This is a genomic window from Microbacterium maritypicum (assembly GCF_008868125.1).
Lineage (GTDB): Bacteria > Actinomycetota > Actinomycetes > Actinomycetales > Microbacteriaceae > Microbacterium > Microbacterium maritypicum.
Genome location: NZ_WAAQ01000002.1, coordinates 597,459 through 620,823 on the forward strand (window position 1 = coordinate 597,459; position 23,365 = coordinate 620,823).

At 65.8% G+C, this 23,365-nt stretch carries 38 protein-coding genes and 3 tRNA genes; 20 read left to right on the forward strand and 21 right to left on the reverse strand.

Features of this window, described 5'->3' with window-relative positions; genetic code table 11:
- Positions 1-39: 39 nt before the first annotated feature.
- The 8 genes from F6W70_RS13605 to F6W70_RS13640 all read left to right on the forward strand — a co-directional run bounded on the left by F6W70_RS13605 (position 40) and on the right by F6W70_RS13640 (position 5,679).
- On the forward strand, positions 40-1,059 hold the full coding sequence (locus F6W70_RS13605) for a hypothetical protein (RefSeq protein ID WP_170287913.1): 1,020 nt from the start codon (positions 40-42) through the stop codon (positions 1,057-1,059).
- The gene (locus F6W70_RS13610) at positions 1,056-1,850 is read left to right on the forward strand and encodes an inositol monophosphatase family protein (RefSeq protein WP_151487000.1); all 795 of its coding nucleotides are present in this window, start codon (positions 1,056-1,058) and stop codon (positions 1,848-1,850) included. The genes F6W70_RS13605 and F6W70_RS13610 overlap by 4 nt, the downstream gene beginning before the upstream one ends.
- 121 nt (positions 1,851-1,971) lie before the next feature.
- Entirely contained in the window at positions 1,972-3,270 is a 1,299-nt protein-coding gene (locus tag F6W70_RS13615) for a peptidoglycan DD-metalloendopeptidase family protein (RefSeq protein WP_151487001.1), read from the forward strand.
- A gap of 68 nt (positions 3,271-3,338) precedes the next feature.
- Positions 3,339-3,410, forward strand: a tRNA-Thr gene (locus F6W70_RS13620).
- Positions 3,411-3,445: 35 nt separating this feature from the next.
- A tRNA-Met gene (locus F6W70_RS13625) sits at positions 3,446-3,519 on the forward strand.
- A gap of 229 nt (positions 3,520-3,748) precedes the next feature.
- Positions 3,749-4,354, forward strand: coding sequence for a hypothetical protein (locus F6W70_RS13630; RefSeq protein ID WP_151487002.1), 606 nt, complete (start codon positions 3,749-3,751; stop codon positions 4,352-4,354).
- A gap of 144 nt (positions 4,355-4,498) precedes the next feature.
- Positions 4,499-4,816 (forward strand): hypothetical protein, encoded by a 318-nt coding sequence (locus tag F6W70_RS13635; RefSeq protein ID WP_151487003.1) that lies wholly within the window; start codon positions 4,499-4,501, stop codon positions 4,814-4,816.
- A gap of 143 nt (positions 4,817-4,959) precedes the next feature.
- Positions 4,960-5,679 (forward strand): RelA/SpoT-related domain-containing protein, encoded by a 720-nt coding sequence (locus F6W70_RS13640; RefSeq protein ID WP_170287914.1) that lies wholly within the window; start codon positions 4,960-4,962, stop codon positions 5,677-5,679.
- A 478-nt stretch (positions 5,680-6,157) separates the two neighbouring features.
- Here F6W70_RS13640 and F6W70_RS13650 read toward each other — a convergent pair whose 3' ends face one another.
- The gene (locus F6W70_RS13650) at positions 6,158-6,400 is read right to left on the reverse strand and encodes a hypothetical protein (protein ID WP_318278902.1); all 243 of its coding nucleotides are present in this window, start codon (positions 6,398-6,400) and stop codon (positions 6,158-6,160) included.
- A 242-nt stretch (positions 6,401-6,642) separates the two neighbouring features.
- Here F6W70_RS13650 and F6W70_RS13655 point away from each other — a divergent pair, with 242 nt between their 5' ends.
- A complete protein-coding gene (locus F6W70_RS13655) occupies positions 6,643-7,440 on the forward strand; it encodes a M23 family metallopeptidase (RefSeq protein ID WP_170287915.1) in 798 nt (265 codons plus the stop codon).
- Positions 7,441-7,488: 48 nt separating this feature from the next.
- Here the strand turns inward: F6W70_RS13655 and F6W70_RS13660 are convergent, their stop codons facing one another.
- From F6W70_RS13660 to F6W70_RS13675, 4 genes are read right to left on the reverse strand one after another with little or no spacing between them, the layout of a single operon-like run.
- Positions 7,489-7,905 (reverse strand): hypothetical protein, encoded by a 417-nt coding sequence (locus F6W70_RS13660; RefSeq protein ID WP_151487007.1) that lies wholly within the window; start codon positions 7,903-7,905, stop codon positions 7,489-7,491.
- 11 nt (positions 7,906-7,916) lie between these two features.
- A complete protein-coding gene (locus tag F6W70_RS13665) occupies positions 7,917-8,168 on the reverse strand; it encodes a hypothetical protein (RefSeq protein ID WP_318278903.1) in 252 nt (83 codons plus the stop codon).
- A gap of 34 nt (positions 8,169-8,202) precedes the next feature.
- Positions 8,203-8,478, reverse strand: coding sequence for a hypothetical protein (locus F6W70_RS13670; protein ID WP_151487008.1), 276 nt, complete (start codon positions 8,476-8,478; stop codon positions 8,203-8,205).
- Positions 8,468-8,974 (reverse strand): helix-turn-helix domain-containing protein, encoded by a 507-nt coding sequence (locus F6W70_RS13675; protein WP_151487009.1) that lies wholly within the window; start codon positions 8,972-8,974, stop codon positions 8,468-8,470. The genes F6W70_RS13670 and F6W70_RS13675 overlap by 11 nt, the downstream gene beginning before the upstream one ends.
- A 105-nt stretch (positions 8,975-9,079) precedes the next feature.
- On the opposite strand from F6W70_RS13675, the gene F6W70_RS17840 reads away from it, so the two are divergent.
- From F6W70_RS17840 to F6W70_RS13685, 3 genes are all read left to right on the forward strand, one after another.
- Positions 9,080-9,253, forward strand: a complete 174-nt coding sequence (locus F6W70_RS17840) for a hypothetical protein (RefSeq protein ID WP_170287916.1) — start codon at positions 9,080-9,082, stop codon at positions 9,251-9,253.
- Between the two features lie 144 nt (positions 9,254-9,397).
- On the forward strand, positions 9,398-10,132 hold the full coding sequence (locus tag F6W70_RS13680; RefSeq protein WP_151487010.1) for a hypothetical protein: 735 nt from the start codon (positions 9,398-9,400) through the stop codon (positions 10,130-10,132).
- Between the two features lie 678 nt (positions 10,133-10,810).
- Positions 10,811-11,311, forward strand: coding sequence for a hypothetical protein (locus tag F6W70_RS13685; protein WP_151487011.1), 501 nt, complete (start codon positions 10,811-10,813; stop codon positions 11,309-11,311).
- A 24-nt stretch (positions 11,312-11,335) separates the two neighbouring features.
- Here the strand turns inward: F6W70_RS13685 and F6W70_RS13690 are convergent, their stop codons facing one another.
- Together F6W70_RS13690 and F6W70_RS13695 are read right to left on the reverse strand one after the other, a co-directional pair.
- The gene (locus tag F6W70_RS13690; RefSeq protein WP_151487012.1) at positions 11,336-11,953 is read right to left on the reverse strand and encodes a hypothetical protein; all 618 of its coding nucleotides are present in this window, start codon (positions 11,951-11,953) and stop codon (positions 11,336-11,338) included.
- Positions 11,941-12,141 carry a hypothetical protein gene (locus tag F6W70_RS13695; protein ID WP_151487013.1) on the reverse strand — a complete coding sequence of 67 codons (201 nt, stop codon included), beginning with the start codon at positions 12,139-12,141 and terminating at the stop codon, positions 11,941-11,943. Before F6W70_RS13695 ends, F6W70_RS13690 begins: the two co-directional genes overlap by 13 nt.
- Positions 12,142-12,219: 78 nt before the next feature.
- Between F6W70_RS13695 and F6W70_RS17845 the strand changes: the two genes are divergently transcribed.
- Complete coding sequence (locus F6W70_RS17845) at positions 12,220-12,378, forward strand: hypothetical protein (RefSeq protein WP_170287917.1); 159 nt, start codon at positions 12,220-12,222, stop codon at positions 12,376-12,378.
- A gap of 12 nt (positions 12,379-12,390) precedes the next feature.
- Here the strand turns inward: F6W70_RS17845 and F6W70_RS13700 are convergent, their stop codons facing one another.
- The 8 genes from F6W70_RS13700 to F6W70_RS13735 form a co-directional block, all read right to left on the reverse strand.
- The gene (locus F6W70_RS13700) at positions 12,391-12,879 is read right to left on the reverse strand and encodes a single-stranded DNA-binding protein (protein WP_151487014.1); all 489 of its coding nucleotides are present in this window, start codon (positions 12,877-12,879) and stop codon (positions 12,391-12,393) included.
- Entirely contained in the window at positions 12,879-13,079 is a 201-nt protein-coding gene (locus F6W70_RS13705; protein WP_151487015.1) for a hypothetical protein, read from the reverse strand. The genes F6W70_RS13700 and F6W70_RS13705 overlap by 1 nt, the downstream gene beginning before the upstream one ends.
- Entirely contained in the window at positions 13,076-13,417 is a 342-nt protein-coding gene (locus tag F6W70_RS13710) for a hypothetical protein (protein ID WP_151487016.1), read from the reverse strand. Before F6W70_RS13710 ends, F6W70_RS13705 begins: the two co-directional genes overlap by 4 nt.
- 187 nt (positions 13,418-13,604) lie before the next feature.
- Entirely contained in the window at positions 13,605-13,949 is a 345-nt protein-coding gene (locus tag F6W70_RS13715) for a hypothetical protein (protein ID WP_151487017.1), read from the reverse strand.
- A gap of 26 nt (positions 13,950-13,975) precedes the next feature.
- A complete protein-coding gene (locus F6W70_RS13720; RefSeq protein ID WP_151487018.1) occupies positions 13,976-14,380 on the reverse strand; it encodes an HNH endonuclease in 405 nt (134 codons plus the stop codon).
- Positions 14,381-14,513: 133 nt separating this feature from the next.
- Positions 14,514-14,768 carry a hypothetical protein gene (locus F6W70_RS13725; protein ID WP_151487019.1) on the reverse strand — a complete coding sequence of 85 codons (255 nt, stop codon included), beginning with the start codon at positions 14,766-14,768 and terminating at the stop codon, positions 14,514-14,516.
- Entirely contained in the window at positions 14,765-15,067 is a 303-nt protein-coding gene (locus F6W70_RS13730) for a hypothetical protein (protein WP_151487020.1), read from the reverse strand. Before F6W70_RS13730 ends, F6W70_RS13725 begins: the two co-directional genes overlap by 4 nt.
- On the reverse strand, positions 15,064-15,378 hold the full coding sequence (locus tag F6W70_RS13735; RefSeq protein WP_151487021.1) for a hypothetical protein: 315 nt from the start codon (positions 15,376-15,378) through the stop codon (positions 15,064-15,066). The genes F6W70_RS13730 and F6W70_RS13735 overlap by 4 nt, the downstream gene beginning before the upstream one ends.
- A 26-nt stretch (positions 15,379-15,404) precedes the next feature.
- Here F6W70_RS13735 and F6W70_RS13740 point away from each other — a divergent pair, with 26 nt between their 5' ends.
- From F6W70_RS13740 to F6W70_RS13755, 4 genes are all read left to right on the forward strand, one after another.
- On the forward strand, positions 15,405-15,602 hold the full coding sequence (locus F6W70_RS13740) for a hypothetical protein (protein WP_151487022.1): 198 nt from the start codon (positions 15,405-15,407) through the stop codon (positions 15,600-15,602).
- A gap of 74 nt (positions 15,603-15,676) precedes the next feature.
- Positions 15,677-16,171: a hypothetical protein gene (locus F6W70_RS13745; protein WP_170287918.1), complete on the forward strand. Its 495-nt coding sequence runs from the start codon at positions 15,677-15,679 to the stop codon at positions 16,169-16,171.
- 54 nt (positions 16,172-16,225) lie between these two features.
- The gene (locus F6W70_RS13750) at positions 16,226-16,471 is read left to right on the forward strand and encodes a hypothetical protein (protein WP_151487024.1); all 246 of its coding nucleotides are present in this window, start codon (positions 16,226-16,228) and stop codon (positions 16,469-16,471) included.
- A 31-nt stretch (positions 16,472-16,502) separates the two neighbouring features.
- Positions 16,503-16,841, forward strand: a complete 339-nt coding sequence (locus tag F6W70_RS13755; protein WP_151487025.1) for a hypothetical protein — start codon at positions 16,503-16,505, stop codon at positions 16,839-16,841.
- Positions 16,842-16,848: 7 nt separating this feature from the next.
- Here the strand turns inward: F6W70_RS13755 and F6W70_RS13760 are convergent, their stop codons facing one another.
- Positions 16,849-17,247, reverse strand: coding sequence for a phage antirepressor KilAC domain-containing protein (locus F6W70_RS13760; RefSeq protein WP_318278904.1), 399 nt, complete (start codon positions 17,245-17,247; stop codon positions 16,849-16,851).
- A 353-nt stretch (positions 17,248-17,600) separates the two neighbouring features.
- Here F6W70_RS13760 and F6W70_RS13765 point away from each other — a divergent pair.
- A tRNA-Leu gene (locus F6W70_RS13765) sits at positions 17,601-17,686 on the forward strand.
- A 67-nt stretch (positions 17,687-17,753) separates the two neighbouring features.
- On the opposite strand, the gene F6W70_RS13770 is transcribed toward F6W70_RS13765, so the two are convergent.
- Complete coding sequence (locus tag F6W70_RS13770; protein WP_151487027.1) at positions 17,754-17,966, reverse strand: hypothetical protein; 213 nt, start codon at positions 17,964-17,966, stop codon at positions 17,754-17,756.
- Between the two features lie 139 nt (positions 17,967-18,105).
- Here F6W70_RS13770 and F6W70_RS13775 point away from each other — a divergent pair, with 139 nt between their 5' ends.
- Together F6W70_RS13775 and F6W70_RS13780 are read left to right on the forward strand one after the other, a co-directional pair.
- On the forward strand, positions 18,106-18,441 hold the full coding sequence (locus F6W70_RS13775) for an L-rhamnose mutarotase (protein ID WP_151487028.1): 336 nt from the start codon (positions 18,106-18,108) through the stop codon (positions 18,439-18,441).
- 80 nt (positions 18,442-18,521) lie between these two features.
- Positions 18,522-19,586, forward strand: a complete 1,065-nt coding sequence (locus F6W70_RS13780; protein ID WP_235563395.1) for a zinc-binding alcohol dehydrogenase family protein — start codon at positions 18,522-18,524, stop codon at positions 19,584-19,586.
- A 32-nt stretch (positions 19,587-19,618) separates the two neighbouring features.
- On the opposite strand, the gene F6W70_RS13785 is transcribed toward F6W70_RS13780, so the two are convergent.
- The 4 genes from F6W70_RS13785 to F6W70_RS13800 form a co-directional block, all read right to left on the reverse strand.
- Complete coding sequence (locus tag F6W70_RS13785; RefSeq protein WP_151487029.1) at positions 19,619-20,443, reverse strand: CPBP family intramembrane glutamic endopeptidase; 825 nt, start codon at positions 20,441-20,443, stop codon at positions 19,619-19,621.
- A gap of 105 nt (positions 20,444-20,548) precedes the next feature.
- On the reverse strand, positions 20,549-20,848 hold the full coding sequence (locus F6W70_RS13790; protein WP_151487030.1) for a hypothetical protein: 300 nt from the start codon (positions 20,846-20,848) through the stop codon (positions 20,549-20,551).
- Positions 20,849-20,955: 107 nt separating this feature from the next.
- Positions 20,956-22,638, reverse strand: a complete 1,683-nt coding sequence (locus F6W70_RS13795; protein WP_151487031.1) for an MDR family MFS transporter — start codon at positions 22,636-22,638, stop codon at positions 20,956-20,958.
- Positions 22,639-23,265, reverse strand: coding sequence for a TetR/AcrR family transcriptional regulator (locus F6W70_RS13800; protein ID WP_170287919.1), 627 nt, complete (start codon positions 23,263-23,265; stop codon positions 22,639-22,641).
- Positions 23,266-23,365 lie beyond the last annotated feature (100 nt).

Here is a 23,365-nt window from a genome sequence, read left to right on the forward strand (position 1 = left end):
GGCAGGATGAAGGCATCGCCGCTCGACGAGAGGATCGCCATGTCCCATCCGGACATCACCACGCATCAGACGCAGGGTGAGAAGAAGAACATGTCGCTGCTCATCAGGGGCTCTCTGTGGATCGCCATCGGGGCTCTGATCGCTGCGGCTCTCGTGTGCGTGGTCTGGGTGCTCATCGGTGATCAGGACGGTCTGATCGGTCGGGCCTTCCTCACGATCCTCCTGCTGGCGGCTTTCGCGGGGATCGCGATCCTCGAAGCAGGGCTGGCGCCGAATCGCCCCGACTGGCTGCAGCTGGCGAGCATGGTGAGCTGGATCGTCGCTCTCCTCGTCGGCGCCGTGAAGATCTGGCTGCCGGAGGATGGCTTCTACTTCGGCGCGGAGCGGTTCTTCCAGTTGCTCCTCGTCATCGGAATCCTCCAGCTCGCCCTGCTGCATGTGCGCCTGTTCACTCCGGCCGCGCAGAGACATGTCACGACGTTCACGCGCATCATCTACATCGTCACCGTCACGTTCCTCGTCGGCCTGGTCGGCATGCTCGTGTTCTTCCTCGCCTTCCCGAACACGTTCGACTACGGCGAGCTGTACTGGCGCATCGTGGTCGCGCTCACGATCCTCGTGGCTGTCGGCACGACTCTGATCCCGCTGCTGAACGCGCTCTTCGCACCGAAGAAGAAGACGCCTGCCGATCGTGCGGTGGCGGCGGCGCCGGCGTGGCCCACCTACGCAGACGGCATCACGCCGCTCCCTGCCCTCCCCGACGCGACTCCGGATTGGAACGCCTACTACACCGGGTATCCGACCGTCGCGCCGCAGCAGGCTCTCGGTCAGGTGCCCGCATCGGCCTTCCCTGTCGCGCCCCAGCCCCTGCCCCCGCAGCCTGCCCCGCCGCTCCCGGCCGCCCCGCAGTTCGCGCAGCCTGTCGTGCCCGCACCCGTCGCTTCCGGAGAGCACCCGGTACCGCCGGCACCGACCGCCGCGCAGTCGACGGCTTCTCCTCAGGAGCCGTCGCCGGCCTTCCCGCCGCCTCCGCCCGCCCCGCAGCAGCCTGCACGGTGACGCTCGAACTCGAACTCCGCGAACTCGCCACCGAGATCGCTGAGGAGGCCGGACGACTCGCGCGCACACGTCGACAGGAGGGTGTGCGCCTGGCGGCCACCAAATCGTCCCTGGCCGACATCGTCACCGAAGCCGACCGAGAGGTCGAGGCGCTGATCCGCGCACGTCTTCGCGCAGCACGAGCCGACGATGGTTTCCTCGGCGAGGAGTCGGGCGCCGAGGTCGGCAGCAGTGGGATCACCTGGGTCGTCGATCCGATCGACGGCACCGTCAACTACGCCTACGGCATCCCGGCGTACAACGTGAGCATCGCCGCCGTCCGGGGTGAACCCGACCCGGCGACGTGGGAAGCGCTCGCCGGGGCCGTCAACGCGCCGGCACTGGGCGAGACGTTCACGGCTGCCCGCGGCCATGGCGCGTGGGTGAACGGGAGCCGGCTCGCGGTGACCGCCGCGACCCCGGCAGGCGCTCTGCTCGCGACGGGGTTCGGCTATGACCCCACCACCCACGAGGGGGACATCGCGACCGTGGCCCGAGTCATGCCGATGGCCCGTGACCTCCGTCGCATGGGCGCTGCGGCGCTCGACCTCGCCTTCGTCGCGGCCGGACGACTCGACGGGTACTTCGAACGAGGACTCCGCCCCTGGGACTTCGCCGCCGGCGCCCTCCTGGTCGAGGAGGCGGGTGGCGTCGTTTCGCGAATCGACGTCGACTCCCCGCGTCCGATGCTGATCGCGGGTGGACCCGATGTGCACGCCCGACTGCTCGCGATCCTCGACGAGAAAGCGTGAACGATTCATGGCATTCCCAGCCTGGTCAGGGTAGGGTTTACGGGATCGTTACTTTCGCCACCCGAAGGTGAAAGTCAAAGTTTGCGCCCCCCGAGCTTGACGCACGACCGAGAGAAACGTTTTGCCCTTCGAGAATTCCCAGGCTGCCTCTGCGCCCACGCGCCGGTCCAGCCGACTCCGCACTGCGGCCTCTGAGGCCCCCGCGGCGGGACCGACGGCACCCATTTCTGCCGCGGAGTCCACCGCTATCGCCCTCGCTGCCGTCGCTCCTCCTTCCCGACGCGCCGCCCGCCAGCGCCAGGCGCCCGACGACGTCGCAGCCGAAGCGCTGATCGAGCCCTTCACGGCGGCGAGCCCCGAGCCGATCATCGCCGATGTTCCCGCCGTGCCCGTCGCGGCCGAGAACGTCGACGAGACCATCGAGCTCGTCGACGTCGACGTCGACGTCGACGTCGAAGCCGAAGAGGCTCCCGAGTCGATCGAACCCTCAGCCTCTCCCGAAGAAGCCCCGTATCCCGTTTCCGGGAATGACGACGAGGTCGATGCTTTCGAGCGCGCATCCCGCGCCTTCCGTGTCACCGGTTCGGTGCCGACGGTTTCCGCCGCCGCCGACCCGTCGCAGCCGGAGCAGGGGTCGAGTGACGAGCCTGTCGCTTCCGCGCACGTGGCGCCTCGTCGTCCTCGCAGCATCCGCAAGGCCGTCACCTTCGGCGCGACCGTCGGTGTGATGAGCCTCGCCGGTCTCCTCGCGGTGTCCATGACGCTCCCCGCTGAGGCCGTTGCCGGCGTTCAGGGAGCCTCGGCGGCATCGATGTCGTTGGTCTCCTCCTCCGCGGCCGCCGCGAAGGACGCCGCCGACGACGAGATCCAGGCTTTCGTCGCCCCGTCCGGTGTCGAGAGCGAATCGCTCACTCGCGCCGATGACTTCAGCACGGTCTCGCTCGCCGAGGTCGCGGCAGAACAGGGCATCAACTACTCGGGTGAGATCTTCACGAACGACCCGGACGCCGCCATCCAGTGGCCGTTCCTCGTCGGCGTGGGCATGAGCTACGGGTACGGCATGCGCAGCGGCCGCCTCCACGAAGGCATCGACTTCGTGCCCGGCGACGGGGCCCCCATCCAGGCCATCGCCGACGGCACGGTCCGCATCGCGACCGAGCAGGGCGGCGCCTACGGTGTGACCGTCTACATCGACCACGTCATCGACGGCCAGGTCATCACGAGCCACTACTCGCACATGCAGTACGGCTCCCTCAACGTCAAGGCCGGCGACACGGTGAAGGTCGGCACCGTCGTCGGCAAGACCGGCAACACGGGCCGTTCCTACGGCGCGCACCTGCACTTCGAGCTCATCGTCAACGGATCGACCATCGACCCGATGCCGTGGCTCAAGGAGAATGCCGGTCGAACGTCGTACTGACCGGCTCGATTTCATGAGGACGCCACAGTGATGGTATTCTCGTACGGTTGCCCCGCGAGGGGCAGCACGCCCCGATAGCTCAGTGGCAGAGCACTTCCATGGTAAGGAAGGGGTCGTCAGTTCAATCCTGACTCGGGGCTCGCAAGCATTCTTCTCACGCGGACGGATGCCTCGCGGCAGGGTAGCTCAGCTGGTTAGAGCGCACGACTCATAATCGTGAGGTCGCGGGTTCAAGCCCCGCTCCTGCTACAAAACACTAGGCCCGCGGGTGAATCTCACCTCGCGGGCCAGCGTTTACCCAGCGGAAACAAATGCGGAGCTGTCCGGCTCATCCGCAATCGCGATGAGGAAGTCGACCAGCTCGATCAGACACTCTTGCCTGGTGGGAGGTCGGGATACTCCGACCCCATCCTTCGGTTGAGTGTTTTCGTCCATGCCATCATCATGACGATGCCTTCCTACATCGGTCTCCGACGCTATGCTCACGATCATGACTAACAAAGCGAGAACGGCTGCGCCGCTTCTGATCGCCGTTCTCCTGCTCGCCGGATGCGCCGAGACTGCATCACCTGCGCCGGCCCCCACGGTCGAGGAGGCCGGGCCGACGTCGAGCTCCTCGCCGACGCCGACGAGCGCCGCTCCCGCCACGAGTGAGAGAGGGAACCTCATCAAGACGGTTGGGGAGACCTTTGGTCTCGGTGGCGGTACCGACGGCGCTTCCGTCGCTGATTTCGTCGTCACCGCGATTGACGTCGACCCTGTGTGCGCTGCAGAGTTCGCAACGGCGCCCGAACACGGGCACTTCGTGCGACTCGCGATCGAAGGCGAAACGACCGCCGAGCTCCCCGGTGACCTCTACTTCGCCGGTGGGACCTGGACAGCCATAGCCGAGAACGGCACTACGTTCAACGGCGATCCGTGGAGCATTGCAGCGATCAGCTGCCAGAACGACGCCGAAAGGTTCCCGAGCATCGTAGGTCCTGGGGAACGCGTCGCGGGAGCTGTGATCCTCGACGTTCCTACTGCGCACGGAGTCATGGTCTGGGAGCCGGAACCCGGGCTTTCCTGGGAATGGTCTTTCTAGATTTCACCGCCCTTCCACGTGCAGGCATGCGGGGCAGTTGCCAGCGGAGAAATCGTGAGGATCTTGCGCGCTCGACCGTCCTGTCGAACGTCGTAGCCCTCGACGTAGAATCGTCTCCTCGGCCGGAGGAAGGAATCACCGGCTATGGGGAACCCTGGATCGACGCTCTCCGCGTACCGGAATAAGCAGTCACAGGAACGATCGATCCTGGAGGCTGCGAAGCACGGCCCGCTGCAGTCGCTCACCGATCGTGAGATGGACGTGCGCGAGCAGCCGATGACGATCTACCCGCGACCGAAGCGCGTCCGTGCGTGGGTGCGGTTCGGGCCCGAGGCGGTGCGCGTCGACGCGAAGATCGTACGCTCCACCCCGCTCGCCGCCGGCATCGAGTTTTGCGCCGGCGAACAGACATTCCGATGCTGGGTATGGGGCAACGCCGTGCAACTCGACGAGGTCGCCTGAGAATCCACCACGCTCGCCGGGGCCTCGGCTAGGATTCGGGCATGCTGCGATGCCCCTGGACCAACGCGCAGCTGCGGAGGCTCAGTAACCACATCCGTGACGGCGCCCCGCTGACACCGGGGGACCCGTCATACAGCGAGGTGATGGTCTGGTACAACGACCTCGCGGCGCAGGTGCAACGGGAGATTGCGTCGCTCGCTTGGGAGCCGCTGCTTCGAGGGCGACCGTTCGAAGTGACGTCGCGTCCGAAGACTATCGACACACTCCGAGACAAGCTCCGGCGGGACACGGGCACGCCTCTGTTGAGCGTGCAGGACATCGCTGGTGTCCGGTTTGAAGCGGAAATGTCACTCGACGAGCAGGATGGTGTTGTCAACGCGATCTGCGGCCTGTACGGTCATGACCTCGAATCTGCCGTTCGTGACATGAGGGGGAAGCCGCACTCCGGCTATCGCGCCGTGCACATCTGGTTGAAGCTACCTGCTCGAGTTGAGATTCAGGTGCGGACACATCTGCAGGGGCACTGGGCGAACGCCTACGAACTCGCCGCAGACATCTACGGCCGAGAGATTCGCTACGACGATGCCCTTCCTGACGATGAAATCCAGGCGGGGATCGTGACGGAGCTGCGGGAGATCTCTCTCTTTCGGGTATCGAAGATCGAGCGTGACCGTAACGAGATCTCAAACCTTGAGTCTCAAGTGGAGGATACGGTTCGGCGAGGCGGTGCAGAGCCTCCGCTATGGTTGCGGCGTAGACTGGCGTTGCTCAGGCGCCGCAATGGGACCAATGAGCGGGAGCTGCAGGCTCTTCTCTCGGAGGTTCAAGCAGCGTTCGAGCGCGCAAGGCTAGGAAGGGACTAAGCGATGCCTGGATTTGTCATCGAATATCACCGGCCAAGCGGGGACCGGCGGGTCACCGAGTTCCCCGGCGAGAACGGTCACCGCGAAGCGTTGCAGTATCGACTCGCTCTCGAACGCGAGCGTGTCGACGGAAACTGGGAGATTGCCTCTCTGAACTCCCAATCGCTCGACATGCTCCAGCGCACTCACCGTCGCTACTTCCAGGGGCGGGAGCTCCTGAGCGCCTAGGGGCACAACAGCGAAGAAGACCCCATCCAGCCGCGGCCGGACGGGGTCTTTTCATGCAGGTGGCCATGTCGGTGGCGAGAGTGGACGCGGACGAATCAGCCGAGCAGCCGCCTGGTGCGCGGTTGGAGTGAAGACCATCCTCGTCTTGCGGGCGGTCGCCACTCCGATGACGGTCGCGCTGAGCGGGGGGGCGTCGAAACGTCGGCTCGCGAAAGATCGATCGCATCTGGGCGATCGCGCGCGAGCAAGGTCACGGCGCGGTGGGATCCTCGTCGTTGGCGACGGCTTCAATCCAGTCGATTGCGCGATCCGTAAGGGTGATCGTAGTTCCGCTGTCGTCCCACCCCGCTGCGTAGTCGAACGTCGTGCCGGCGTCGCGGACGGTGGACGCGACGTTGTCGGGCAGCGGCTCGCCGTTGTGAGCGATCAGCCATTCCCGCGTTTCATGGGGGAGGTTTGCCCACCAGCCGTCCATGCTCGTGGTGGTGATCATCCCATGACCCCTGGCGCAGGGTGCAGACGCGACTCCGCGTCTGAAACGGCAGAAGACCTCCACTCGGCCGAAACCACGTGGGGGGTCTCTCAACGTATCGAGGTCTGAGCTCGGGTGTCTGTAGGCCAAAGAGGGGACAGCGTGGGGCGCGTGTTCTTCAATACGTTGTGCGTATGAGTCCTCCTCAAGAACCACATCCGCTGGGTGCGAGCTTCGCGCATCGCCCCGTATCGCGTCGGACCATGCTCGCGGCCACCGGCATTACCGCAGGCGTAGCGCTCGTCGGGCGCGGCATCCTGACCGGTGAATCGGCGTCCGCAGCTGTCCCCGCCACGAACGGATACATCTACCCCACCGACCCGTTCAAAGCATCCACCGAGGCAGCTGGACAGTTCAACGCACCGCGTGAGGGCACGCGACGCCATATGGGGCTGGACACCTGGGGGTACCGTGGCATGCCGGTCCTCGCAATCGCAGGTGGATATGTATCCGGAGGCGACTGGGAGTCCACGCCCAGCGATCCCCACGGGTGGGGGAACCACATCGTCGTCGACCATGGCAACAGTGTGGTGAGCCGGTATGCCCACTTCGAAGGGGCACCCATCGTCGCGCGAGGCGCGACGGTCGCACAGGGGCAGACGCTCGGCTATATGGGCAACAGCCAACGAGGACCACGCAACTCTGCGATGGGAGTGCACCTGCACTTCGAGATCCTCGTGAACGGTGCCTTCGTCAGCCCCCTCGCATTCTTGGCGGGCAACTCATCTCCGCCCGTGACGAACCCCAACCCTGACCCCGGCTACGAACCGATTGGAATCGCTGACATGACCTTCCTGTGCATCACCCCCATCAACGGAACCAACGCCGACGCCGGCGTCTACCGCTGGATCATCGACCCCGCCGCGGGAACCAAGCGGAACATCGACGGGGGCGAGTACGAGTACTTGAAGACTGTCGGATACCGAGAAGTCGTCGGACTTCAAGCGCCGATCACATCGGCGCGGTATCAGCAGATCTATCCGGCAGCAACCACCCCGTGAAGCACAGAAGACCCCACCCTGCGTCGGGCAGGGTGGGGTCTTCTGTGTTCAGAGTCCGAGGCGGTCGTTGTGTTCAGAGATCGTGGTGGGAAGCTGTGCCGTCTCGTCGGTGCCGGTGTCTGCGCCGTCGAGCAGCGCGCGCCACTGTCGTCGGGTGAGTCCGGTGGTGTTGCCGTCGATCTGAGCCACGACAGCACCGGAGGGGGCCGAGCCGGCGCCGAACTTGCGGAGCCATTCGTCGACGGCGGGGATTGCCATCACCCGCGCGACTGCGGCGCTGATGCCGGCGAGGACGGCGATCGCTCCGGTGAGCCACGCGACGAAGGGGCCCGGGAGCACGTCCTGGATCGCGGTGAGGATCTGCGGGGCGATGACGACTATGGTCGCGAGGATGGCGGCCGCGGCGATGATGACCTGCACGGCTGTGCGGATGGCCCGCTGCAGCGGGAACCAGATCTTGTTCATGGTGTTCCGATCTATCTCGGGAGGCCTTCCGGCCAGGGCGGGAGTGGGATGCCGTGCGCGGCCATGTGGTCGCGCTGCACGCCGATGAATGCGCGGTAGGCGCGGTTCTCGGATGTGAGCTCGTCGACCGCGTCCTCGAGGCGGCCGATTCTGCGGTCGTTGTCGTCGCGGTAGCGCGAGAGTTCTTCCTGCAGTTGGTCGATGAGCTTGTCCTGCGCCGAGGTCTCGGCGACGACCTCGGCGACCAATGACCATGACCTCACGGCCGAGGATTCGCGCTGACGATGCGCCCGGCGTCTAGATGATCTGTGAGGAGATGACGGTGCCGAAGATCGCGGTGTTCTGGAACAGGACGAACACATTCTGGTACACCGTCTGCAGCGTACGACCGACGATCACGATGATCCCCGTACGCGGCGCGAGACGCACGGCGAGCAGAAAAGCGAGCAGGCTGATGACCGTCTTCCCAGACGACACAGCACCGAACCACAGGGCGAGCTTGAACTTCATCGCGTCGACGAGAGAGAGCAGCTGCGCCGGGGACACCATGCGCTCGAGCTCATCAAGCCTCATCAGCCGGCGTCTCCGCTCGAAGTCGATCAGCGGCAGCAGCGAACCCGACAGCGAGAGTGTCGATCACACCGATCGCCTGCTCGAGCCCACCGTTCTCGCGCTCGACGATGCGAGTCAGCTTGTCGAACGTGATCCCGGCCGTCGTGATGACGTTGCGGCGCACCTCCACCGGGGCAGAGTCCAGCACGCGCGACTCGAACGTGTTGTCCTTCCCGCCGAAGTTGTACACCTCGTACGGGCCATCAATCACGTCGAGCATGTCCTCCGACGCGGCGAGCATCTTCTCCGCCAGACGGATCCGCCCAGCAGCGAGGTCGACGGTGTGAGCCGCGACCGCAGCTGCCGTCTTCGACCGATCGAACGACAGACCCGCAGCTTTCGCCCACCGCGACACCGTCGAAGCAGCGCACCCGAGCTCGCGGGCGATCGCGTTGCAAGATAACTGCTGGTCGTAGAGCTCCCGAGCGCGTTCAGCGTCGAATGTTGCTTGCGCCATGACGGATCACCTCGACTCGGGCCTCTTGCCCTGTGCGGTGTCGGCGTTGGGCCGTACGTTGGGGAGAAGTGCTGAGCATGGGGCTCGGCGAAGAAGGGAACGATCGTGGCAGATCGGGAAAGCACCAAAGCCGCGCTGTTCGCGGCGATCGAGGCGGAGCTTGCGGACGTGAGCAAACTGAGCGCGCTTGGCTCTCGGGTCAAGGTCGTGCATGACCTTGCCCTGGCCTACCGGTACGCGGCGGGTGGTCCTCAGCCTGGCAGCGGCGCTGGTGAGTGATTGACCGCATGGGCGAAGCCCCGGTGTCTTCCCTGAGGGCCGGGGCTTCGCTCTGGGCGGAGTGCTCCACCATCTACCTTCTATCGTTGCGGGTTTCGCGAATTAATGCACGGCCAGATCGGTGGATCTCGGTACGATCGGGGAATGACCAACGCCGCCCAAGAGCTCGCCGACATACTCGATGGTTGGCGGGTCGTCTCGAAGGGCAATTCGATCCGTACTCTACGCAGCCTGCACGCCGATTCCCCAGATGAGTGGCGAGGGCAGGTCCGCGCATTCGGCCTTCTCCATGAGGTGGACAGCTACCTGGCCTCGGCGCAGCTCGGGGGAAGGAACGTCGACCATTACTTGCGCGCCTATCCGCAGTGGGCGAAGGCCCTGGTCGCACCGGACATGCTGTGGTCCGACGCGGTGACAGGCAGCGCCCGCGGCGTCGTGGACCAGGGGAGCATCGACGTGCTGCGTGCTCTTGGCGACATCATGGATTCGTCCCAGCTGAGCGTGTCTCTGTCGCCTGAGATGACGATTGATGGCCTCGCAGCAGTGGACGCACTCCTTGAAGCACTATCTGACCCGTCCGTGCATCTCAGGGAGGCGGAGCGCCGGTACGTGTACGAGCTGATCGCGTCAGTTCGTCGAGTCTTCGAAGAGTCCACCGTGCTCGGCTCAGTTGATCTGCTCGGTCGCGTACATGAGCTTCTCGGCGTGATGTCGCTGCTGGCTGAGACGCTCGCGAAAGATCCGCAGACGAGCAAGCTTGCAAAGAAGATCAAGGACGCCGCCCGACGGATCGTCCCGTACGCCTCGTTTGGTGCGAAGGTTGGCGCGGGGACGATCGGAGCGGCCGCCGATCTGCTGCAGATCACGACAGGTGGCTGACTAACGGGTTCGAGCGGTGCGGCGGGGCCTACCCCTCCTTACCGAGGGCTCAATGCGAAGGACGGCCTTCGACATCACCTGAGTGACGCCTTCCGTGTTCGTGCGGGTGGCAAGCCTGCCGGCATCGATCCACCGGTACACCTGGGACACGTGGCGGCCGATCAGCACGGCGGCTTCCTTCGCGGTCACCCACTCCTTCGGCTCAGGCAACTCCGCTCCTCCCTGCTGTTCCGAAGCGGTTCGCATGGTTCATGCGCACAGCGGCGTCGTACATCAACTGGCCATCCTTCTTGGTCGAGCGCGTGTTTGTGGTTGGGTTCTCTCATGTGGGATTCCGTGATTGCTGCCGGTTCTAGTGGGACGTCTGGTGGCGGATGGTGGGACATGTCGTCGTTTTGGCCGGACATGATTGTCGGTGCCGGAACTGGTCTCATGATTGGAGTTCTTCTCTCCGCATTTGAGTGGTGGCGTGGTAGTCGTTCCCGGCGAACGGCGCTATCGGATCAGCAGACCCGGGCCGCGGAGACCGCAGCTCAGTTGTTGAGTCCGTCTTTCGTTTACGCCGGGGTCGGAGCAGATTCGCTTGTTCCGGCGGGCAGCCGGATGGAGTCGGTGAGTTCCCTAGTCAGCGGGGTGCCTAGCGGTGTTGGGTCGCGGCTCGTTCCAGGGTTCGAGATCTTGAGCGAGCTCTCTCGCACTCATTTGCTATTGAAAGCGACGGTCGAGAACCTCGCGACGAGGGTGGCCGAGTACGAGCGTGGAGCGCCAACAGGCAGGGTGGCCGCTGGCCTGTACGACGCCATCAGGAGCGCCATACAAACAGGTGACGGGTACTTCATGGCGTGGTGGGACAGTGGTTCCACACCGCCGGCGGATCTCGCTCCTGTCGCGGCGAAGCTCGAGATGGACTTCGAGTTTCGGGAGGACGTGAGTCAATACCTTCACAACCGCCGGTTGCTTGATCATGGCCGCGAGGGGTTCCTGATGGCCTGGGGCGGAACAGGCGCGAGGGCGCACCTGGCGACCATGCTCTGGCTCGGCAACATGGTGGACGGGAAGCACCATTGGCCGAACAACCTGATCGAGGAACGTCGTCTGCGGAAAGCCCAGAAGGTCGCTGCGGCCGAGGCTGAGCGCGAGGCGATTGAATACGTGTCTGGCGTCCGAGGGGGCTGCTAACCCGCACTTCTCGAGGATGGTTGGTCATGATGCGTGCTCCAGTTCTTCGTATTCGTCTTGGTTCAGCACATGCCGGCACTCGTCGTTCGAGCACTTCACGGTCACATGGCCCTCGAACCAGGCGGGCGGGTGCCAGATCATCTGCTGCTGGCTTTCGGGGCACCGGACCCGGCGGACTCGGTGGGGGCGTTCTTCGACCTCGTGGGACCGGTAGGCGCGTTCGGCGGCTGCCGCGAACTGGATCGCGTCGCCGGCGCCCGCCTCGGTCTGTACCCACATTTCGGCGGTGCGACCGCGGCGGAAGCCGAGGAAGCCGTAGCACTCGTCGAGGGCGAGGTAGACGCCTGTGAGGTTCACGTGACCGTCGGCAGTGGTGCGTACCCCGGCGTTGTCGCGCTGGACGGCCTTCGTCAGACCGAGGCGACCGGCACGGATCGCGAACTCCGACCAGCGGGCGAGCGCATGCTCGACGCGGTCGAAGTGCGACGCGCACAGGAACCCGCGCTCCGCCTGCCGAGGGAAACACCCGCGGCAGTCGTCGTTCTGGCACGTATCGAGGTGCACGTCGGACTGCTTGCACGGTGCGACCGAGGGGACGCCGGGCCAGGCGGCGACGCAGAGGATCTGGTTCAGCACAGGCATGCTCCGTTCAGTGCGATGGTCGTCCAGCACGTCGTGCAGACGGGCCGGGGTTCAGGGTCGTCCTCGTCGGACGGCTGGCAGTGGCCGTGGGCGAGTACGTTCTCGACGTACTCGACCTCGTCGCCCTCGTGGATACGGTCGCCGCAGTCGTTCCCGCAGACGCCGTTGTACTTCGCCCGGAATGTCACGCCACACCTCGCGACTTTGGGCAGCCCGCATAGAGGGACCAGCTGGGTGACCGTCGCCTCAGAGAAAGCAGGACCCTCATGGAACCGAAGAGACAGCTCACGAACGGCCAGGCCTTCCTCGCCGCCGTGGTGACCGGGCATGCCGCAACGCTCGCTGCGTTCGGCGTGCTAGCCAAGCTCGGGACGCTGAACCCGATGGTGGTCGAGGCCTTCCTCCGCGCCTTTGGGCTGTTGTAGCGGAAGGGGCGCTCAGAACGGTGTGCCATCGCCGACCCCTCCCGCCGCTGCCCACGCGTCCGTCTGAGCGCCTGGCCTCTGCCACGGCTCCTCCGATGTCGCCGGGGTCGCGTTCGCGCCCTGAGCCCCACCGGACGCGGCGGCGCGGGTGACGTGCGCGGTCGCGTACCGGAGCGAGGGGCCGATCTCGTCGACCTCCAGCTCGATCGCGGTGCGCTGGTTGCCCTCGCGGTCCTGGTAGGAGCGCTGACGCAGACGGCCCTGCGCGATGACGCGCATGCCCTTCGTCAGCGAACCCGCCACGTGCTCGGCGAACTCGCGCCAGACGGATGCGCGGAGGAACAGCGCGTCGCCGTCCTTCCACTCATTCGCGGCACGGTCGAAGTTCCGAGGCGTCGATGCGATGGTGAAGTTCGCCACCGGCAGCCCGTTCTGCGTGTAGCTCAGCTCGGGATCCGCCGTCAGGTTTCCCGCCACGGTGATCACGGTCTCGCCGGCCATCAGCGCTTCTCACCCGTCATCGGCTCGACGTGCACCCGGATCGCGGCGCGCTCGAAGAAGTCGTGCGGCAGCTCAATCTCGAGCGGCATGACAACGTCGCCGTCGCGAGTCGCCGCGTCCCGGGTCTTCGCGAGCTTCACGACCGAGAACCCGCTCCACCCCGCCTTCCTCAGATGCAGGTACACCGTCTTGGTGCTCATGATGCTGTCCTTCCTGCGCGATCGCGCATGTTCTGTTCTCTGACTTCGGTTGCGTACTTCGCCGCCCAAGTGCGGGCGGTGTGCTCGGAGATCCCGAGGTGTCGGCTGATCTCGGCCCACGACTGGTTGAAGCGACGGCCAGCGCTGATCTCCTCGCCGGCGCGGGTGGTGTACCCGCTGCGGCGACCCGAGTTCGGGCGTGCGCCGCCATGCTTCGGCGGGGTGAGCGTCTGGGCGATGCGCTCGGCGATCGTGATGCCCCGGGCCTCCGCCTCGGCGTTCAGGCGCCGGTAGTCCTCGAGGGGGACGTTCACCCTCACGGGCAGATAGCCGTCCATCACGCCACCTCGAATCGATCGATCAGACCCTTATCCACAGCCCCCGACGCATCAGGAACAGAAGGAACTTCATCGGGGTCTTGGTAGCTCTCTCGTTCCGTCTCGTACCGTCCCGTTTCGTAGCATTCGGCCACGCCATTGGGGTGGGCCATAGGCCAGGCCATAGGGGTAGGCCATGCGTGCGCCATCACGATTCCTTCCCCCAACGCGCCGCAGCGCCCTTCTTTCCGGCCTCCGACAGTTGCTCCCTGAGCTGATCAGTCATCGCCCGCGACGGCTGATGCGTCTCGTAGCCCGCGATCTGCCACCCCTTCTCAGTGAGCTCAAAGAACCCCGCCTCGACCAGAAGTCGTGCGTGAGCGGGTGTGCCGTGGACCTGTTTCAGTGCGGCGCGAGTGATTTCTCCGTCCGTTCCGTGCCCGCCGGCGTACCCGATCGCGAACTTCCACACCGCAATCGCTGCAAGCGCACGCTGCCCGTGCTCCTCGATGAAGTCGAGGATCTTCGGGTTCTCGTGGGTGTCGGTATCCATCCGCACCCACGGCAATCCGGTAGCCATCAGGTCCCCTCTTCCAGCGCGGTCCCGCGCATCAACATGTCCGCGACCGTCTCGGTGATCTCCGACCACCAACGGCCCTCAGAATCGGGGGCGTCGTAATAGAGCACCCACGATCGGACGTCCTCACGCCATGCCGGCCAGAACCCCCAGTCCGCCCAGCGGGGGACCGCGAAGCCTTCGAGGATCGCAGCCGACGGGTTCTCCGTCTTCCACTGGTGGCAGGCGGGGCACAGTCCCTGCAGGTTCGAGACGACCGTGTTCCCCGACTGGCGGTTCTGACGGTGATCGCGCTGCACCCCGTATGCGAGACACCGCGTGCAGCGGTTCTGATCGCGGAACGTCATTGCCTCATAGGCGCGCTTCTCGTCCGCCGGGGACGGCTTCGGGATCTTCGGCCCGATCATCGCTTCTCCTCTCTGTGGCAGGTGCACGCCCTCTTCCGGGCGCACATGTACGGGGTCTTGCAGCACGACGGACGGCAGGGCTTCCTGATCTCGTGCGGCTGGGTGTCGGGGGAGGCGCCCGGGGGCAGGTTCTTCATGACCGCTTCCCCTTCTTCGCCGGGTTGAAGTCGCCGCGGCGCTGCCGGTGCGATTCGGACGTCTTCGAGCACAGGCCGAACGCGTCCAGGCGGTTCACGACCTGCCCGCACAGGCGGCATTGCGGCTTGCCCTCATGGACCATGTCGACGATGCGGAGCCGCTCGAGCGTCACCTCACGGTTCGGCACCCACACCTTCTCCTCGGCGGCCGCGAGAGAACGGGCGATGTTCGCCTCGAGCGTCGCGATCATGCCGCGTCCTCCATGAGCTCGGCCTCGCGCTGCGCCTGCCACTGCTTCTCGAACTTCTCGAACGTCACCCTCGGGTGCGACTGCCAGTGCTCGACGAGCTCCTCCGAGGCGTAAGCGAGCGCGCGGCGCTCGTTTCCCATGAACAGCGAGAACGGGTCGATGCCCTTCTGCCGGCCGCGAGCGTTCAGCATCGCGCCATTCGTCGCCGCCTCCGCAGCCTCGTACTGTGCATAGAGCGTGTCGTCGTACTCGGCGCGACACTCCCGCCACGCGTTGAACGCCTCGCTGATGATGCTCATTGCGTCACTTCCATGCGGACGGCATGGATCTTCTCGAACGGCGCCCGATCGACCCAGGAGTAGTCGGTCTTCACTGAGACGTTGGCCTTGTTGACACGGACTACCGTCCGCCACTGGAAGCCGTCGTGGATGAAAGCGGCTCCGACGACGTCCTCGCGCGTGAACCTGCGACGAGCGGTCTCCCGCGCAGCGTGCTCGCGCTTGGACGCTTCGAACTCCGCAGCACGCTCTGCCTTCACCGCGGCGACCGCGGCGTCGACCGTGCGCTCCGGCTCGGCAGCGCGGCGTCGGAACGCCTGCACGCCGCTCATCCGGTGACCCCCGATAGAGTGCGGGCATGACGACGAACGAGAAACATGACTACTATCTGGCCCGCGAGCAGCAGGCAAGCGTCGAGGGGTTCGACGTGACCGCCCATCTGTATGCGAGCCTGAAAGTTCTGGCAACCAACGGCGCCCCGGACCCGATCACCGCAATCGAGCAGATCGCCGATGCAATCGAGAAGCTCGAAGCGCGACTCAACGCCGCATCCTGAGAGACCGCCTCGTCCGCAACGGGACGCGCTAGAGACGCGCGCGCTCATCGGGTCACCCTCGATAGAGTGCGGGGATGAACTCTGGGTGGGCCGTCATTCTCGGCGCTGTGATCGCGTTGATCGGATCCTCTATTGTTCCCTGGGTTCGGGACGCACTCGAGGGCCAGCGCGCGCGGGCCAGAGCCGCAACAGTCCGACGCCATGATGCTGTCGTGAGCCTCCTGGAGGCGAACAGCGCGCTTGGGTTCGCCTTCGCGATCCAGGACAATGACCGGACGCTTGCCGCCGTGCAAGCGCGGTCGCGCGCTGCGGTGCAGCTCTTGCTTGAACTTCCACCACATGAGCGGGTGATCCTCAGCAATGTCATCGACAACACGGCGCCAGTTCCGCTGGCCACTACGGATGGAGTACCGCCCGCCGTAAAGATCCGTGCGCTGCAGGCCGTTTTGCTCGAATGGGCGCGCGAGGAGATCAGCGCGAACGATCTCCCCAGGAAGTACGCGGAGGCGGTTCGTTCGGAACGCGAGCTGCTCACCAAGACAACTGACGCTGGTACAGACGACCGTTAGCGGTGCACTCCAGATCGGCAAGCTCGCGATGCCGCACACCGATAGAGTGCGGGCATGATTCCTACGACACCGCCTCCTGCTGGCTCGCCCAATCTGACCTTCCGAGGGGCGAACATCACATACATTTGGCGCACCATCAATGACAGCGAATGGATCGTCGAGGGGGCGCCGGGCGTCGAGACCTACATCACTCGAAGCGCGAACGTGGCCGGAGCGTTCGATGTTGTGCAGACCAACGGACCATCGGGCGCGCCGAGCACAGTTAGCGAATGGAGCGGGCTGAACGACTTCTTCCGCTGAACAGGCAGGCGTCCCCGATAGAGTGCGTGGCATGACCGACGAATCGACCATGGAACCCTTCGAACCGTACATCGGCACCGCGAAGATGGATGCAGAGAAGCGCCTCGATGACCTCCGTGCCCGAAGGGAGCGCGAGCCGGATGGCTGGCTCGCGTTGCAGCTCGCGGAGTATTGGAACGGGTTCTCCACAGTCGCTGTGTTCAAGCCGGACGAGGTCGAGGGCCGGGACTTCGCGGTGGCGATCGCGGGCCGTCCGCAGCAGTTCGCTGCCGGTCCCGGGCTGGTCGCGGTCCTGCTTGACAAGCCAACGCTTGCGGTAGAGGTGTACGCGGATGGGGTGCGCACTCCGCTGGAACTCGTGAGGTTGTAGTCACCGCTCACGCTGCTACTCCTGTCTCAATCGTTCCGAGACGCTGGCGCAGCCGCTCAATGCCCCGGACGGTGACGCGCACCTGCGGAGCATCGAGAACGAGGTCTCCGGTGCGCGGGTGGTGGTGCGATTGCGGCTTCTCGGTGAGGTAGCCGTTGTCGACGGCGGTCGCGTACGCGCGCCACTTCCCGTCGTGCGCGCGGTGCACCCACCGGATGCCGGCGAGCTGCTCGAAGAGGCGCTGCGGGCCGGTCTTCACTCCAGCGCGGGCGAGGATCTTCGCGGCGTCCGCGACCGAGTAGTCGCCCTCGGCCGATGCGAGCTCGTCCCACGCCTCAGCGCGCGGCGTCAGCTCGGCGACCTGCTGATCGCGCTCCGGGAGCGCGCCGACGATCCGAACTGGCATCCGGTGCTCGTGTTCCCGTCGGCCCGGGGCAAGGAGCGCGACCCGAACAACTTCCGCATGGGGTGGGATGAATTCAAGAAGGCGAACGGCTACGAGTGGGTGCACCCGCACGTGTTCCGGAAGACGGCGGCAGCCCTCGTGAAAGATCCTGCATTGGCGGCGGGCCTCCTTGGGTACGCTGACGAGCGCGTCACCAAGACGCATTATCTGCCGCGGGTGACGCTCGCGCCGGACGTCCGTGCACAGCTGGACCCGATGGGAGATTCGCCAGCGAATACCCAGCGGAATACACGCGGAGTAGTGCCGATCACTGCAGAACGACGACAACCACCAGGCCGGTCGGGAGTAGGGCAAGCGGGATAGTTCGATGTCACTGCGGAATGACGAAGAACACCGGTTCAGATTCGTGAGGTCGCGGGTTCAAGCCCCGCTCCTGCTACAGATGAAAACCCCGGTTCGCCGGGGTTTTTCTGCTTTCCGGCGGTACTTTCCCGGCGACCTGCGACCTATTCCGCGGGCGAGTGCGAGGGCTGCACCCTGGGCGCTCTCGCGACGGGAGGCCACACGACGAGCAGAAAAGCGGCGATCGGGCCGAACAGGAGCGTCAGAAGGAACCACGCCCACGCGGACCTGTTGCGCGTCCGGGCGAATCCTCCGGCGAGGATGGCGACGGTCAGCCACATGGACGACACGACGGTCCCGAGGTACTCGACAGTCATGCCCTCGCGGCTACGTCGGTGTTCCGACACCCCCCGCAAGTGCCGGGGCGTGTCGGTGGTGTCGCGCGCCCGCCCGCGGCAGACCGGCCCGGGGGCCTATCGTGGCAGGGGAATCGATTGAGAACGAACAAGGAGCGGCATGCGCATCGCACTGCACTCGGTGATCGCAGCAGGTGCGATCGACGACTACCGGACCCACCACGCCCGCGTCCCCGATGGGCTGCGGGACCTGTTCGGGGTCGCCGGGATCGAGGATTGGACCATCTGGCGCTCCGGTCGCAACCTGTTCCACATCGTCGAGTGCGAGGACTTCGACGCGGCGATGCGGGTGGTCAACGCCTCGCCGGCGAACGATGCGTGGCAGGCCGACATCGGCCGTTTCGTCGAGGGGTTCCACGGGCCCGACGGGGAGGACGGGTTCACTCCGATCGAGCAGGTGTGGGCGCTGTCGACGCAGCGGAGCTACGAAGGTTGAGATCTGCGCCAGCGATCGGTATCTTTTGGATACTAGGAGCGCTTGCGGGTAACTAGAGGGCTTCGGATAGCGTGGCGCGCATGGCAACCACGAACCTTCCGGAATCCTCTTCCACCCCGCTGTCCCTCCCTGAGCGGATGCCCGCGATCGGCGCCCGCGGCAGGCGTCCCGTGTCGGCCCCCGACGCTCTCAGCGACATCTTCCTTCCCGTGCCGAGACCTGCCGGACGGGATGTGCTCGTCGAGGTGCAGGGCGTCTCGGTGAACCCCGTCGACGTGAAGGTGCGTGCGGGAGCCGCCACCACCGGGGCGCCTCGGGTCCTCGGGTACGACGCGGCAGGAGTCGTGGTGGCCGTCGGCGACGAGGCCACGCGCTTCGCGGTGGGGGACCGCGTGTACTACGCGGGTCAGATCGACCGCCCCGGCACCAACGCCCGGTTCCACCTCGTGAACGAGAACATCGTCGGGCATGCCCCACGCACACTCTCGGTCGCCGAGACGGCCGCTCTGCCCCTCACCGTCATCACCGCGTGGGAGAGTCTCTTCGACCGGCTCGCGCTCACCCAGGAGAGCGAGGGCGTGCTCCTCGTGATCGGGGCCGCAGGCGGCGTCGGCTCGCTCATCATCCAGCTCGCGAAGGCGCTCACGCGTCTCGAGGTGATCGCGGTGGCCTCCCGCCCTGAGACCGCGGAGTGGGTGCGGCAGATGGGGGCCGACCACGTCGTGGGTCGCGACTTCGTCTCCGAGGTCTCGGCGATTGCTCCCGCCGGCGTCGACTACGTGTTCACGTCGTTCACTCCTGGCAACGTCCGGGCGATCGCCGACGTCATCCGTCCACGCGGGCAGGTGGTCTCCATCGACGAGACCGGTGGCAGTATCGACGCGCTCAAGGCGAAGAGCGTGACCTGGCACTGGGAGCTCATGTTCACCAGGCCCGTCACCGACCCCGCAGACCACTACCAGCACGATCTGCTGGAGGCCGTCGCCGCGCTTGTGGACGACGGCACGCTGCGCACCACCGTGACGACCCACCTCACGCCGCTGGATGCGGCGACCATGCGTCAGGCGCACGAGATCGTCGAGGCGTCGCGCACGATCGGCAAGGTCGTCGTCACCGACTGGCCGGAGGGGGATCGATCAGCCTGAGGATCGAGGGGACCGCGGCCGCTCGGCATCCGTCAGGCGGCGCGGTCCTCGGTGAAGGAGGGGGCGGCGTCGCCCACGCGGCCGCGGATGAAGAAGATCAGCGCGGCCGCAGCGGCGATGACGACGATGTTCCCGAAGCCGGCGAACGCGGTGAGAGCGCCTTCGGCAGGGTGCGCGGTCTGGAGGAAGATGCTCGGATCGGTGCTGGCGTGCAGCAGGATCGGCGCGAGGATCGTCCCGGTGACCCGGAGCGCGAGGTACATCAGGATGCCGAACGCGAAGGTGTACACGAGCTGGAACGCGGTCGCGAACACCGACTGTCCGCTCAGGAGGTTCCCGGCGTGCAGGCCGGCGAACACGGCGGCGGAGAGCACCGCGGCCACGATCTCGCGGTATCCGGCCTTGCGGGCGAGGTTGACGACCAGCCCCCGGGTGAGCACCTCTTCGGCGAACCCGATGAGGAGTCCGGCCAGCAGCCAGCTGGCCACGACGTCGAATCCGACGTCGCCGTAGTCGATCGTGGCGAAGCGCAGGATGTTGAACAGGAGCACGACGACGATCGCGATCCACATCCATCCCCGTCCTCGGATCGGCTGCGGACCGAAGACGTCGCGCCACCACCCGACCGACGCGATGAAGCCGACGAGCAGCAGGCCGCCGACGACGAGCGGCAGGACGTAGTAGACGACGACCGCAGCGGCACCGGTCGGATCGTCGAGCTGAAGGGCGAGGGGCGTGAACGCGAGCGAGAGCAGGTCGTAGAGCACGAAGTACACGGCAGCGAGGACGAGCGCACGCCACCAGCCGCCCTTCTCCCAGAACCTCTTCCAGGGGGACGCGTCCGTGGGGGTCGACATGGGATGCTCCAGACCGTCGGCGCGTGGGGGCGGCCGACTAACGGTCAGTTTGTCGCACGACGTCGGTCAGCGTCCATCCGGAGAATCCGGCGGGTGTCGGACGGCTCACCCGCGGAACCCCCTCGGGTCACGCGCCGGAGGCATATGCGGGATCGGGATCGGACGTGTGGCGCGTGAGGTGTCCTGGAATCTGCGCACGGCCTCGAGAACGTCGGCAGCCGTGGAATAGCGCAACGCGAGCGGCAGGTCGCGTCGCCACAGGACCTCGACCTCGGTCGGGGCGTCTTCGAAGATCGTGCAGACGACGCGACGGTGGTCGTTCTCCGGGTACTGCAGATCGTGGATGGTCCAGTCGGTCGCGCTGACCTCGACCAGCGTGAACCTGCGATCAGGATCGTGCTCCATCATTCTCCTCGCTGTCCCCACGGTGAAGAATGCGGGATCCACGCCCGGAAGGGGAGCCCCTTGACAGACGGCGGCCCCTGCCCACGTCGGGGCAGGGGCCGCTCGTCTCAGCGCGTGAACGGTGTGGTGTCGGTGTCCGTCGGGTCGGCATCGGCCGCGACGGCGGTCGCCGAGACGCCGTCTGCGCGCCCGACCCCGCGCTGTGCGGCCTCCAACCTCTCGGCTTCCTCGCCACTGACGGCCTCGCCGCGTGCGACGAGTCCTGCCTGATCCGACAGCGGGATCTGCTTGAGGAACAACGAGAGCAGCAGCGCGAGCACGATGAACGGCACGAGGTACCAGAAGACCGGCGCGAGAGCGTCCGCGTAGGCGGTGACGATGCCCTCTCGTACCTCGTCCGGCAGCGAGTTGAGGGTCGACGGATCGATCGTCGATGCGGCCTCGGAGGCGGCTTCGGGCGAGGCGCCGGCGCCGGTGAAGACGCCGAGCAGGTTCTCGGTCAGACGTGTGGTGAAGATCGTCCCGAACACCGCGGTTCCCAGAGATGCCCCCACCTCGCGGAAGTAGTTGTTCGTGCTCGTCGCGGTGCCGATCTCGCCGGCCGGGACCGCGTTCTGCACGACCAGGACGACGACCTGCATGATGAGGCCGAGCCCGGCGCCGAACACGAACAGGTACACGCAGATCAGCCAGATCGGCGTCGATGCCGACAGAGTGGTCATCGAGACCATGGCGATGCCGGTGATGATGGTGCCGAGGATCGGATAGATCCTGTACTTGCCGGTCTTCGAGATCGCGATTCCGGAGAAGATCGACGTGCCCATGAGCCCCACCATCATCGGGATCATCAGCAGTCCGGATTCCGCCGCAGACGTGCCGGAGGACATCTGCAGGAACGTCGGCACGAAGCCGATCGCCGCGAACATCCCGATTCCGAGCACCAGCCCGATCGCAGTGGCGTTGACGAAGATCGGGTTGCGGAACAGGCTCAGCGGGATGATCGGGTCCTGAACCCGCGATTCGGTGATCACGAAGGCGGTCGCGGCGACGACCAGTCCGGCGCCCCAGGCCCAGGTCGCGAGCGAGTCCCAACCGAACTCCTTGTCTCCGCCGAAGTCCGTGAAGAAGATCAGGCACGTGGTCGCGATCGAGAGGAAGATGACGCCGAAGATGTCGATCGGCTTCTCGGCCTTCTTGCTCGGCAGCTTGAGTGCGACCAGCGCGATGATGAATGCCGCGATCCCGACGGGGATGTTGATGTAGAACGCCCACTGCCAGGTCAGGTGGTCGACGAAGTAGCCGCCGAGGAGCGGGCCGGCGACGGCGGACAGCCCGAAGACCGCACCGAGCGGCCCCATGTACTTGCCGCGCTCGTTGGCAGGGACGATGTCGGCGATGATCGCCTGGGACAGGATCATCAGGCCGCCACCGCCGAGGCCCTGCAGGGCGCGGAAGACGACGAACATCCAGAAATCGGTGGCGAATGCGCAGCCGATCGAGGCCAGGGTGAACAGGGCGATCGCGACGAGGAACAGGGTGCGTCGACCCAGTACGTCGCCGAACTTGCCGTAGATGGGCATCACGATCGTGGTGGCCAGGAGATAAGCGGTGGTGATCCACACCTGGTGGTCGACGCCGCCGAGCTGTCCGACGATCGTCGGCATGGCGGTGGACACGATCGTCTGGTCGAGGCTGGAGAGCAGCATGCCCGCGATGAGGGCGCTGAAGATGATCCAGATGCGGCGCTTCGTGAGCAGGAAGGGGGTGTCCTTCGTGGCGGTGGCGGACATTCAGTGCGCTTTCTGTGACGGTGCGTAGAGCGAGCGGGCGACGTCGAGGCGTCGGGTGAGGAGATCGGTGAACGGCTCGGTCGACTGGCGATGCAGCAGCTCGTCCATGCTCATGCGCACGAGCGCGCCGACGGTGTGCACGACCACCTCGGCCTGCAGCTCGGCGGCGTCGTCGGCGGTGCGATCGGTCTCGGCGGTTCGGCGGAGGATCAGCCCCACATCGCGCCTCTCGTTCTTCGCGAGATGCTCGAAGGCGGCCTTGAGCAGACGCGGCTCCTGCTCGATCACAGCGAACATCGCCGGGGCGTCCTCGACCGGGTTGAACAGCTCGAAGCGGCGGATCGTCAACCGGAGGAAGTCGTCGAGCAGGTCTCCGCGTCGGGCAGCGAACTCCTCCTCGAGCGCCTCCTGGGACGAGTCGATCGTCGCGAACCCGAAGACCGCATTCTCCTTGCTCTCGAAGTAGTTGAAGAACGTGCGGCGGGAGACTCCGACCTCGGCGCACACCTCCTCGATCGTGAACCCGGCGAACCCCTTCTCCGTCGTCAGACGTCGTGCGGCGTCGGTGAGGGCGCGGGAGGTCTCTCGCTTGCGCTGTTCTCGCAAGGAATCTGCACTGTCGGTCATGGAGTGCAATATTGCACTCTCAACCTTTGAGTGCACCGTGAGCGGTTCGTCGGGGGACTTCAGAGATTTCTTTCGACGGATCTGTGACATCTGCCGTTCG